Here is a 12,203-nt window from a genome sequence, read left to right on the forward strand (position 1 = left end):
CGGGTTATGCGTTAGGTTGACTTTAGTTGTCTATACAAGATGAATTCAGCCTGGAGCCTGTCATGCCGGTAGCCCTTTCCCCACAGATTTCCTCCGAACCGCCTTCCGACTGCCACAGCGTTTGGCGTGGCGCCACGCTGGTGACCATGCGTGACGGGCATTACAACCTGATTGAAGACGGCGCGATTGCCGTCACCGGCAGCAAGATTGTCTGGACCGGCAGCGCGGCGGACTGCCCGGATTTTCCCGGTGCAGCAGTGCATGAATTTGAGGGTGGCATCATCACGCCCGGCTTTGTCGATTGCCATACGCATCTGGTTTTTGGCGGCGACCGCAGCGAAGAATTTGAACAGCGCCTGAATGGCGTAAGTTATGCTGACATCGCGGCGGCCGGTGGCGGAATTTTATCGACCGTCAATGCTACCCGCGAGGCCACTGAAGACGAACTGCTGGCACAGGCGCTGTTTCGCTTACAGCCGCTGCTGGCCGAAGGCGTGACCTGCGTTGAGATTAAATCCGGTTACGGACTGAGTATCGAAAGTGAACTGAAGATGCTGCGCGTGATCCGCCGTCTGGGGGTGATGTTGCAAGTTGAAGTGAAATCCACCTGTCTGGCCGCCCATGCCCTGCCGCCGGAATTTAAAGGCCGGACGGATGAATATATTGCGATGGTCTGCGATACCCTGTTGCCGGTGGTCGCCAGTGAAAATTTAGCCGATGCGGTGGATGCCTTTTGTGAACATCTGGCGTTCTCCCCGGAGCAGGTTGAGCGGGTTTTTATTGCCGCACAAGCCCTGGGGTTACCGGTGAAGCTGCACGCGGAACAGCTCTCATCCCTGCATGGCAGCGCACTGGCGGCGCGGTACCATGCGTTATCAGCCGATCATCTGGAATACGCCACTGCAGAAGATGCACAGGCAATGGCCGCCAGTGGTACCGTCGCTGTTTTGTTACCCGGTGCCTATTATTTACTGCGTGAGACGCAATGCCCGCCTGTTGATGAGTTTCGCAAATATAACGTGCCAATGGCGCTGGCCAGTGATGCCAATCCCGGCACTTCTCCGGCGCTTTCCCTGCGTCTGATGCTGAACATGGGCTGCACGTTGTTCCGCCTGACGCCGGAAGAAGCACTGGCGGGGATCACCTGTCACGGTGCGCGTGCACTGGGTTTACAGGAAACGCATGGCACGCTGGAACCGGGAAAAGTCGCAGACTTCATTCACTGGCCGCTGTCGCGTCCTGCTGAACTGGTTTACTGGCTGGGCGGTCAGCTGCCCTGCACCGTAGTTTTTCGTGGAGAAGTCCGAGGAGAGTTTCGTTTATGAGCCCGTCAACCGACACTGTTATCGCCGAGCCTTACCAGTTTATCTCCGGCACCGCGCCCCTGTTAATCAGCATTCCCCATGCCGGCACGCATCTGACACCCGAAGTGGCCAGCGGCCTGAGTGATGCTGCCCCGCCACTTTCCGATACCGACTGGCATATTCCACAGTTGTACGATTTTGCACGAGCGCTCGGTGCCAGCATTCTGGTCGGTCAGTATTCGCGTTTTGTGATCGACCTGAACCGGCCTTCAGACGATAAACCGTTGTATACCACTGCAACCACCGGCCTGTATCCCGATACGTTATTCGACGGGCGCGACACCTTTAAACCAGGAATGACCCCGACGGATGCCCAGCGTCAGCTGTATCTTGATCAAATCTGGCAACCGTATCATCAGAAAATCCAGGCCGAACTGGCACGGATGAAGCAGGAATTTGGCTATGCGTTACTTTTTGATGCGCACTCCATTGCCTCGGTGATCCCGCGCCTGTTCGACGGTCAGCTTCCGGATTTGAATCTTGGCACCAACAGCGGCGCCAGTTGCTCACCGGCACTGAGTGAGATTCTCGAACGTACCTGTAACCAGCAAACCCGTTTCAGTCATGTGCTCAATGGCCGCTTCAAAGGCGGCTACATCACCCGCGCTTACGGCCAGCCGGACAGGGATATTCACGCCGTTCAGCTCGAGCTGGCACAGGTGAATTACATGGAAGAGCTTGAGCCGTTCGCCTTTGCGCCTGATAAGGCGGCCCAATTACAGGAGCTGTTGAAGCGGTTGCTGGAGGGAATGGTGAGATGGGGGGAAGACAGGTATAAACAGGGCGCTGTTTAATCTCGCTTTCACTTGCAGGTCAAGACCGTGGGCGTCGGCCCACACCGACCAGAGACCCGGTAACGCGCGGGCCTCTGGACTCCGCGCTTTTTTAACTGCGCGCTATCGCTTGTAAATCATGTTTCAGGTATCGCAGTGACAGGCTGGAAATCTTGCCGCTGCGCGGTGCCTTCATTTCACGATTGCAGCCTCAGGTCTGCAACCTCTCATTCAGCAAGCTTTCTGAACCGCCCGCATAATCTTAAATTCAACGGAAAAATGTCTTTTGTCTTTTGTCTTTTAGAAAAGTTGTTTGGCGTGCTCAAAAATGGCACCGAATGAATGGTTCGAGACCAGAGGCTCGACACCTGAAATTCGGGGATCGCGCAGCGATGACATTTTGCACCACTCACTGTTGCTACTGAACATGTCCGTCATGCCCGCGATAGCGCGTAGTTTAAGACGTGGGAGATCCAAGAGGGGCCCGTGATGGCCCCTTTTGGGCGGTTTCGGCGAGAAAAGCCGAGTGATAACCGTTATTAAGAAACCGAAATTGTCTCGATCAAGCCTTCGCTGCAAGCGTTCCCTCTCTCTGCAAGCGAGAAAAGCCTCGCGCCAGCGAAAAACCGCCCTAATGCCCCGTCTGGCATTACTTAAAGTCCGCATAGGGTGCTAACGGCTGCGGCGGAAGATCCAGATCCCCCTGCCATCCGCTCATTGAATACCTCACGTAAAGCAGGATATGGCTTGGTGTGTAATCTTTTGCCTGCTGAATATCGATACCTCCGCCGACGGTCCAGTGGTAACTGATGCGGCGCTCCACCAGTGCCTGGAGGGTGTAACCAAAGCCAGAACCGCTGCTGCCGGTTTCTATAGCACTTTTATCCGGTAATGAATCTGGGATCAGGTTCTGAATCGGATAACGCTTTTGATCGCTGGTCGAAGAACGGGACCAGGATACCGAGCCACCCAGCTGCCATGACCAGTTCTCAGTGCGCTGGCGATAACTGACCGGCACAGAGAGCGAGAAATATTGCTGCGGACTATAATAACCGCCCTGTCCCAGCGTATAACCGCTGAGATCTTTCTGGTAATGCCAGACCATCGAACTCAGGCCGACGGTCGCCCGGCGGTTATCCTCATTGATGACCTTGTAGTAATAGCCGCCCATCAGGCGCTCGCGGGTGTTGTCCTCGACATTTTCACCGGTCAGCTTATGCGCACTCAGATCAGCCCAGGCGCCGTTTGCCTGCCCCTGATCGTAACTTAAACCCAGGCTGCCACCGGTGGCGATAACGCCCCCCCAGGTAGTCCCTGTGCCCGGATCTTTTGCTCCGGCAAATGAAAGTAACGAGCTGGAAATCGGACGGCGTGAGACGGTTGTCGTCCAGCCAATATTGTCCCAGTCACCGCTGTAAGCCAGTCCGCCGACCCAGTTGACGACCGGGAAACCGAGTGGCGTGGTACCCAGATCCCCTTTCCATTTGTCATTTTCCCAGCCTGCGCCCAGACTGAGGCCATTCGCTGTCTGGCTGCGGTAGCTGCGGTAGCTGCGGCAGCTCTGATCACTACAGGTGCCGAAGCTTGCCTCATAGTTGCCGTTTTCATTGTCAAACGTTCCGGCATCCATCCGCACCAAGTCGGCACGCAGGAATCCGCGCCCCTGATAAACCGGCATATCGGCCTGGAACATGGTGGTGTTTGCACTAAGATCGGATTTACCCGGCGTTCCGCTTGAGGTCCAGGAATCCGTATCTACGGTGAAATTCACATCCTGCTGGCGATACAAATCATGCGCATCGGAACGGATGCCACGTTTGAGCCAGTCATCACCGGCATTGTTGCGCGTCAGTCGCGTATAACTGTCGTTGTCCTGCGGCACTTTATCAGTGATCCCGCTGGCGACCATCGCCTGTTCGTAATCCTGACGTGCCACATCCGGCTGCCCGAGCTGTTGTTCAACGTTAGCGGCATTACGATAAATCAGCGCTTTGTCCTGCCCGGCAGGTTGTGACGCCGCGGCGGCTTTCAGCGGCTGTAACAGCGAGGCGGCTTTGGTGGTTTCACCGACATCCTGCCACGCCATTGCCACACGGCGCTGCTGATTCAGGCTCAGCCCCTGAAGATTAGCCTGTTGTAATTCCTGTTTCGCCTGCGGGGTATTCCCCGCCGCCAGCGAGGTATCAATCGCAGTAAGCGTTTTATCCAGCTGGATGCGCTGCGCCATTTCGCGCATGTTGTCGTCCCATTTGGCTTCCGGCAGCGTGTGCAGATGACGCAAAGCCGCATCATCGCGATCCGAACCGGAGAGATACAGCGAATAAGCGTAAACCTGTTGCGGGTCGGAAGGATGCTTCGCCGAAAACTGAGCGAAAACAGCGTCAGCTTTGACCGGTTCCCCCGCTTCCCGCAGCGCATCGGCGTAGTGATAGGTCGCCCAAACGTCGTCAGGATTGAGTTTCAACACTTCGGCGTAGCGGTTCGCGGCCTGGTTCCAGTTTCGCTCAGAGACATATTTTTCCGCCTGCGAGGTCAGGAGGTCACCTTGCAAACCGCGCTGTTTGTCGCTGAGTTTTGCCCGCGACGCCGCAGTCAGAGAATTGATGTAATCGAGGGCTTTTTGCGGCGATTGTCGCTGATAAATGTTCGCCAGCCCGCGCTGTGCGCTGCTGTTATCACGTTCAGACATCAGCGCGCGGCGATAAGCCTGCTCTGCCAGCGGATCGTTTTTACGCGCTACCGCTACATCACCCAGCCCGACGGGTGCCCAGGGATCGTGCGGGTCGAGGCGCTGCGCCTGCTGATAAGCCGCTTCGGCCTGTGCCAGCTGTCCGGTTTTTAGTGCTTTATCGCCCTGATCGATTTTCAGCCAGTAGCTGTTGGTCTGGATCAGGCTGTTCCATTTTCCGGCGTTGTAGCCGTCAGTTTCCGCCGCTTTAGCGCGCTGGAACAGGGTCAGCGCCTGCTGGCGGTTGCCGGCACGGGAATAGGCCAGCCCCATTGCGCCCAACACTTCGGCATCATTCGGTGTGGCCTGCAAAGCCTGTTTAAGCGGAGCAATCGCGCCGGTTGAACCACCTTTGTCAATCTGCGCCAGACCACGGATGCGCGCCTGATAACGCGGATCGGCCAGTAACCCCTGCTGACGCTGGAGTTCCTGCTGCGCCGCAATCACCTGCGGACCGGTGTCAAAGGTGGCGATAAACTGTTGCAGCGCGTCAACGCTGCTGTTGCCTGCCGGCTGGTCTTTAATGCGCGCCAGCCATAAGTCCGCGGCAGGCGAACGCCCTTCGTTGGTGGAGGCAACCTGTTTAATCAGCTCAACCGCTTTGGCATTGTCGCCCTGTTCAAAGGCCATCTGCGCCAGTTGCAGACGCAGTTGCACATCACCCGGATACTGATTATTCAGCGCCTGAAGCTGTGCCTGAGCGCGGGCTTTCTGTCCCGGCATTCGCGCGACCAGTTGCCAGTATTCAACGGCCAGATCCAGCGTCGGAGGCTGGCCGCCAAAAAGTTCATCGTACTGCGATTTGGCTTCATCCAGCCGCCCTGCTGTCGCCAGCAGTCGCGTTTGTTGCAGCTTTTGCTGCATCTCCGGTGAAGCAATTTTCAGGCTGAGTTCTGCCTGCCGGTAATCGTCAGAACCAGGCGCGACCTGTTTGATTTTTTCCAGTTGCTGCTGCGCCTTGGCCTGATCACCTTCACGTAGCAGCAGACGTAAACGGGCTGAAAGCACCTTAGGGTTTTGCGGATCCATCAGTTCGAGACGAAACAGCGACTGGCGCACTAAATCATCCTGATGACTGGCCTCCCCGATCCGCACCTGCTCCAGCAGCCACTGTTCGGGAGAGACCACCGGCACTGATACCGCAGGCGCAGCCATCAGCGCCAGCCCTAACGTCAGGGCCAGCCGGTTGAAAGGAACATGCAATTTGGGGCGGGTGTTCACGGGCTTATTCCTGATCATCATCAGACAGACGACGACGCGCCAGAGAACGCAGGCCGGTCCACAACAGAATCGCTGCCAGGATAACCACAATCACCGCCATCGCGGCCAGCAGTACCGGATGGGTTGCCAGGGCATTCCACACACGCTCCCACCACGGCAGATGGCCGACATAATACGAGTCACCCACTCTCAGGCTGCTCACGCCGGAATCACGCACCACGCTGACGGATCCAAAGACCAGCGCACGCTGTTTGCTGTCCAGCATTGACGCGTTGAGCATGGTGAAGCCCTGCGGGCTGTTGGCCATCAGCGCCACCACGCTGCGCTGCTCAAAGTACGGTGACTGCAAGCCGACTACCGCAGCAATCGGACCCTGAGCAGTGATTTGCGAACTGGAATCCACGCGGGCATCGCTCGCAGGTGCAATATTGTCCGGCAACGGCGTCTGGCGGATTGGCGTATTCACGGCATCGCGCGCGGCGTTGATCAGCAAATTGGCTTTTTTATCATCGCGCATGCTGTCATCACGCAGCCCATCCGGCAGATTGCCGATGACCAGTAAATCCGCATCGGTTGATTTCGCTTTCGCGGTGTCTTCGGTCAGGCTCACACCCAGCGCCGGATAACCGGTCAAAGCACCAATATTGCCCATCGCGTCAAGCAAGGTCGTCAGCTGTACCGGCTGCGGTTGTGGCTGAACCAGCACAAGAGTCTGGGACAAGTCGGCCATGCGGCTGAACGGGAAACCGGCGTTAGCGAAAGCACGCAGATCCGGCATCGCCATAAAGTGACGGTAGCCGGAGAAGTCGATGGTTGAACTGTCGTCGATCACCACATGGTTTGGTACCGTGGTGTAGGTTTCGCAGCGACCCTCGACGCCGCTGGCCAGCAACGAGGTGTAATCAAAATCAAAGCGCATCTGGTTGACGGCACCGAGTTTCAGCGCCGGAATATTCAGGTCTTTGTTACCATCCAGCAGCCCCTGTAACAGGGAAAGACGCAACAGCTGTGAACCCTGATCGTGGCCAGTCTTCAGGGTCAGGTCCTGCACAAACTGGTTATTCAGACTGATGCTCAGGCGCGAGGTATTTTTCAGCTGCGGCGAGGTGTAGCGATATTTCAGGCGCATATCGATACCGGTGCTGTTGATGAGGAACAGATCCGGTGGCAGATTGATATTGAGCGTAATCGGGTTCGGTTGGATCCCGTCCGATTGCAATTGTTCGGCATACTGTTTGAGCTCGCCGAAGTTCATCGGACGATCGGTGCGTACCCAGTTTGGCGCGTCATACGGCAGGCGTGGCTGAATTTGATCTACCTTATCCACCCCGATGGTTTCGCCCCGGAACAGGATATTCCCCTGCGCGATGCCTTTCACTGCGGTCAGCAAATCCTGATCGTCACGCCCTAAGATCAGCAGCATTTTGACATACGGATTGTCCGGGCGGCTGACCATCTGCACCACCGGCCCTTTCACCGGCGGCATGTTTTTCAGGAAATCCGGGCGCTTGTCGTTCGTGGCGAATACGACCGCATGGCTGTCCGGCAGCTGGTTGTACAGCGTCGGGAACGCCTGACCGCGCCACTGCGCTTTGGTACCAAACCAGGAAGCCAGAATAGCTGCCGCCTGTTGCTGGGTAGCATCGGGCGAAGCAGCAAACACCATCGGCAAATTCAACGGACGGCTGTCACGGGCATCAAAGAACGGCACCGGGAAATGCGCCAGATCGTTGCCCAGCGGTAATTTCTGGATTTGCAGACTCAGCGAACTGCCCTTGCTGATTTCCAGCCACAGCGTGGTATTGGCCGGGTTTTCACACACATTCTGATAATGGCCGATAAATTCAAGGCGGATGCGGTTGAAGTCCGTGACATAGCGCGGATCAATCGCCATCTGTAAGTGATTTTTCTTACCCAACTGATCTTTGTCGATCGCTTCAACGCCCATCAGCTGGTCGTTGAGATATACCTTCAGATGCGACTGTACCGGAATAAGCGACGGCGACGGTGTGAATTCCAGATTCAGCGTGGCCTGCGTCACCACCTCGTCGCTGCGTATGCCAAATTCAATCTGGCCGTTAGGCTGAATGCCGCGCAGGGTTATCGCCCCCGGCGTCGGTGCCACATCCGCAAAAGGCAGCGTGACATTGCGCACCGGCGCGCCCGGAATAATCATCGGATTGACCGCAGGCGCCACCACCGGCAGACTCACCTGAGGTGCGGGCATAATCGGTGCAACCGCTGCCGGAGCCAGCGGATTTCCAGCACCCGCCGGAGCCTGTGAAATGGAGGCCGGTGCACTGAAGGCCGGAGCCGCTGAACCCACTGCCAATGACATCAATGCGGATGTCATCAAAATTGTTAAAGGAAGTCTTTTCATTATTTCGTCATCATCAGGTTGGGTTCATCAGGCTGAACGGACAGCGGTGGATTTCGCGGCGCAAAAGAAAGCAGCCAGCCGCCAAACGACTGGGTGCGGGAGGCCAGCGGACGCAAACGTTGCGGCGCGATGTCCAGCATCCGCAGGTAACCGCGAATACCGAGCCCCAGTACTTCACGCAGGCTTTCCATTGGTTTGTCTTCAGGGAAACTGTCTTCACGTAATACCCAGCTGTCAGCACGGGCAAAGGTACATTGGATGAAATCGATATGCTGCTGAGTGGTTAAAGGCAGCAGTTGCAAACCCATGCTGGCGCCAAAAACACGGCTGATTTGCATCGGGAAGGTGTATTCCTGTTGCCCACGGTGCAACAGTAACGTGACGTTGTCACCAGCCTTAAACTGGCTGGCACTTTCGGTTTCCAGCCCGACGCCGTTGTCAGAGTAGTCCTGCACTGTACAGACATAAATGTGACCATCCGGTTTTAACAGCGATGCGGGCATTCTGGCTTCTACGCGGTGCGCCTGACGCACCTGTTTCGATTCAAACGCCACCGCAATCGCTCCGCCGAGAATAATCATGTTGTAAATCACCCACGCCATACTCACCAGTACGGTCAGGATTTCATCCGAACTATCATAAATAATACGGTAAATCCCGAAGAACAGACCGGCCAGATTGAGCAGCATCAGGATCTGATACGGGCGGCTGATTTTCCAGTCGACGTAGGCGTGTTTGTTCAGGCCACCTTTCGCCGTGACATTGAATTTACCCGCGTGCGGATTAAATAAAGCCACGGTAGTTGGCCTGGCGATATACCAGGCCAGCACGGTTTCGTAGATTTCGTTCCAGAAGGAGTGACGGTATTTCCCCTGCACGCGGGAGTTGGTCAGGCTGGCGTGGATCATGTGCGGCAGAACATACAGCGCAATGGCAATCGCCGGGGCATAAATGATGTAAGCGTGTAATAACAAAAACGCCAGCGGCGCGGTCAGGAAGATAAGCCGCGGGATCCCCGCCAGAAAGTGCAACATGGCGTTGGCGTAACATAACCGTTGCGCCAGTTTTAATCCTTTACCAAACAGCGGATTATCAAGGCGGAATATCTGCACCATTCCGCGCGCCCAGCGGACACGCTGGCTGACGTGAGCTGAAAGACTTTCTGTCGCCAGCCCCGCCGCCTGCGGAATACGGATATACGCTGAACTGTAGCCGTGGCGGTGCATACGCAGCGAAGTGTGAGCATCTTCGGTCACGGTTTCCACCGCAATACCGCCAATTTCATCGAGCACATCACGGCGTAACACCGCGCAGGACCCGCAGAAAAAGCTGGCATCCCACAGGTCGTTACCGTCCTGCACCAGACCGTAGAACAATTCGCCTTCGTTTGGCGTGCGCCGCATACGTCCCAGATTACGCTCGAACGGATCCGGTGAGAAAAAGTGGTGCGGGGTCTGCATCATGCTGAGTTTTTTATCTTTGAAGAACCAGCCGACGGTCAGTTGCAGGAAAGAACGGGTCGGCACATGGTCGCAGTCAAAAATCGCTACCAGCTCACTTTTCGCCTGTTTCAGCGCGTTATTGATGTTACCGGCTTTAGCATTCTCATGCGTTTCACGCGCAATATATTTGATACCAATTTCATGGGCAAAATCGGCGAATTCCTGACGGTTGCCGTCATCGAGCAGGTAAATGGTGAGTTTTTCACGAGGCCAGTCCAGCCCGAGCGCCGCGTACAACGTCGGTTTCACCACGCTGAGATCTTCATTATAGGTGGGGATCATCAGGTCAACCGTCGGCCAGGTCGAGATATCCTCAGGCATCGGCACCGGTTTACGGTTAAGCGGCCAGATAGTCTGGATATAACCCAGCACCAGCACGGTCCAGGAATAGGTTTCCGCCCCCAGCAATAATAAACCGCAAATCAGGCTCAGCGGATCTTCCCAGTTCAGCGTTGAGGTGTAGCGCCACCATAAATAGCGGCAGGAAATGGTCAGCGACAAAACGATCATCATCAGCGCCGGGAAACGCCCCGGAATACGGCGGATAATCATCGCAATGCTCCACAGCAGTACGACGAAAATAAACTGAGCGAGATAACCAAAAGGTTGAGAAATACAGAACATGGCCAGCGTAAACGCGACCAGCCCCGCCATCAGCATCAGAACGCGTCTGCCTATGCGATTCATTTTGCCGATACGACGCGTGATACGATTTTCCAGCGAATTTTGCTTAACCTGTTTTGGCAGAGATCCCAGCCAGTTGTGGACTTTTTCCCGCATCTTTTGCGGCCACTGGGTATAAACGATGCCCCCGCGGGCTTTCCCGGCCGGGATAATAATCAGCAACCACAAGCTTTGAACCAGGTATCGCAGCGGATCCGCCAGACGCGCACGGGAGGGTGAAATTTGCGGATACCAGCGGGTGCGCTGCGCCCCGACACGCTGCCAGGAGGGTGATTCAAACCGCAACACCAGCCAGCACACCGCGACACAAAAAATCATCATGCCGGAAGCAATACGCGAGGAGTTTGCCTGGCGGTACCGGCGGTAACGGTGCTGCAATTCCTGCATCACCGGAGGCACAAGAAACACGTTCAGCAGGCCGTTCATTTTGCAGGACTCCGCACCGCGTGAGGCTGGCGAAGATTAAGCAGGAACCAGTTCGCCAGCGTATTCATTTCACGGGCTATCTTGCTGTTATCTTTCCATTCTCCGACCGGTTGCTTCGCCGCCAGCGATTCCGCCATCGCTTCATCACGGTGTAAAATCACCGGGATCAGGGCTGGCAAAGTTTCTTGCCACAACAGCAGAATGTCTTGCTGTAACTGGCTGGAGGGAATGAACTGATTGAGCAGATAACGACCGTTCGCCGCCAGTGCGTGCTGGTGCAAACGAATGTGAGACTGGGTATCGGCGTGCAAAAGCACCACCGTGCTGTCGGCTAACGCCTGCGCAGGCAGAGGATCAGCCGCCGGTGAATCAATCAGGATCCAGTCATAAACACCGGTATTTTTGAGCTGCGTGATGGCTTTTGGCCAGTCGAAGTCAGCCTGACTGACATCTTCGCCAGTAACGTGGCCGTAAGGCAGAAAATCAAGATGGGAGTGGTAACGCATTGCTGTTTTTTGCCAGGCTTCTCCGGCTTTGTGCGCTGAGCACCAGCCACGCGTCTGAGCGAAAGGCATGCCAAAATGCAACCGCAGTATGTTTTCCGGTGAAAAGTCGATCACCAGAACTTTTTCATTCAGTTGCGCGAGCCCCCAGGCCAGCGCCGCAGTCACCGAGGTGGTGCCGGTACCGCCACGAAAACCTTGTAACGTGATGACAGCCATATTATTTTTTCTCCGCGCCGCGTTCACCGTATTGTGCCAACTCGGCCAATAATGGCCAGCGGGACATTAGTTGCGGAATTTTTTCTCGACGTGCAACATCAACGTAATTTAATTCTGACAAAGAAAAAAGGTGACTTAACGCAAAGAAGTCATCATCTTCGCTGGGTTCGGATCCTTCCAGGTTTAAAATATCGGCTTTCACCCTTTATCTCCCTGCTTCAATCCAAATGTTGATACTTTTTCGCTGACAAATTGCCCTGCACTCTTAGGTATTTTAGTATCAAACAATATTGTGAAGAATTATGATTATTTAATGTAGCAATGATAGAATTTATTATACTCACATTTACCAGTGTGTCCCAGCAGACTTTTAATCAAAACCGTCTTTTAATCAAAACTGAAC

At 55.4% G+C, this 12,203-nt stretch carries 7 protein-coding genes; 2 read left to right on the plus strand and 5 right to left on the minus strand.

Translation table 11 applies throughout. The features are described from left to right. Positions 1-62 precede the first annotated feature (62 nt). A complete protein-coding gene (gene hutI, locus D6C13_RS11825) occupies positions 63-1,325 on the plus strand; it encodes an imidazolonepropionase (RefSeq protein WP_120132943.1) in 1,263 nt (420 codons plus the stop codon). Beyond that, positions 1,322-2,158 carry an N-formylglutamate deformylase gene (gene hutG / locus D6C13_RS11830; RefSeq protein ID WP_120132944.1) on the plus strand — a complete coding sequence of 279 codons (837 nt, stop codon included), beginning with the start codon at positions 1,322-1,324 and terminating at the stop codon, positions 2,156-2,158. The genes hutI and hutG overlap by 4 nt, the downstream gene beginning before the upstream one ends. Positions 2,159-2,786: 628 nt before the next feature. On the opposite strand, the gene D6C13_RS11840 is transcribed toward hutG, so the two are convergent. The 5 genes from D6C13_RS11840 to bcsR all read right to left on the minus strand — a co-directional run bounded on the left by D6C13_RS11840 (position 2,787) and on the right by bcsR (position 12,002). Then, positions 2,787-6,020, minus strand: coding sequence for a cellulose synthase subunit BcsC-related outer membrane protein (locus tag D6C13_RS11840; protein WP_208642891.1), 3,234 nt, complete (start codon positions 6,018-6,020; stop codon positions 2,787-2,789). A 70-nt stretch (positions 6,021-6,090) separates the two neighbouring features. Next, on the minus strand, positions 6,091-8,466 hold the full coding sequence (bcsB, locus tag D6C13_RS11845; protein ID WP_120132946.1) for a cellulose biosynthesis cyclic di-GMP-binding regulatory protein BcsB: 2,376 nt from the start codon (positions 8,464-8,466) through the stop codon (positions 6,091-6,093). After that, complete coding sequence (bcsA, locus tag D6C13_RS11850) at positions 8,466-11,078, minus strand: UDP-forming cellulose synthase catalytic subunit (protein ID WP_120132947.1); 2,613 nt, start codon at positions 11,076-11,078, stop codon at positions 8,466-8,468. The genes bcsB and bcsA overlap by 1 nt, the downstream gene beginning before the upstream one ends. Continuing rightward, the gene (gene bcsQ / locus D6C13_RS11855; protein WP_120132948.1) at positions 11,075-11,800 is read right to left on the minus strand and encodes a cellulose biosynthesis protein BcsQ; all 726 of its coding nucleotides are present in this window, start codon (positions 11,798-11,800) and stop codon (positions 11,075-11,077) included. The genes bcsA and bcsQ overlap by 4 nt, the downstream gene beginning before the upstream one ends. A gap of 1 nt (position 11,801) precedes the next feature. Next, positions 11,802-12,002 carry a cellulose biosynthesis protein BcsR gene (bcsR, locus tag D6C13_RS11860; RefSeq protein WP_120132949.1) on the minus strand — a complete coding sequence of 67 codons (201 nt, stop codon included), beginning with the start codon at positions 12,000-12,002 and terminating at the stop codon, positions 11,802-11,804. Positions 12,003-12,203 lie beyond the last annotated feature (201 nt).

Origin of the sequence: Rahnella woolbedingensis (genome assembly GCF_003602095.1) — a bacterium.
GTDB classification, from domain to species: Bacteria; Pseudomonadota; Gammaproteobacteria; order Enterobacterales; family Enterobacteriaceae; genus Rahnella; species Rahnella woolbedingensis.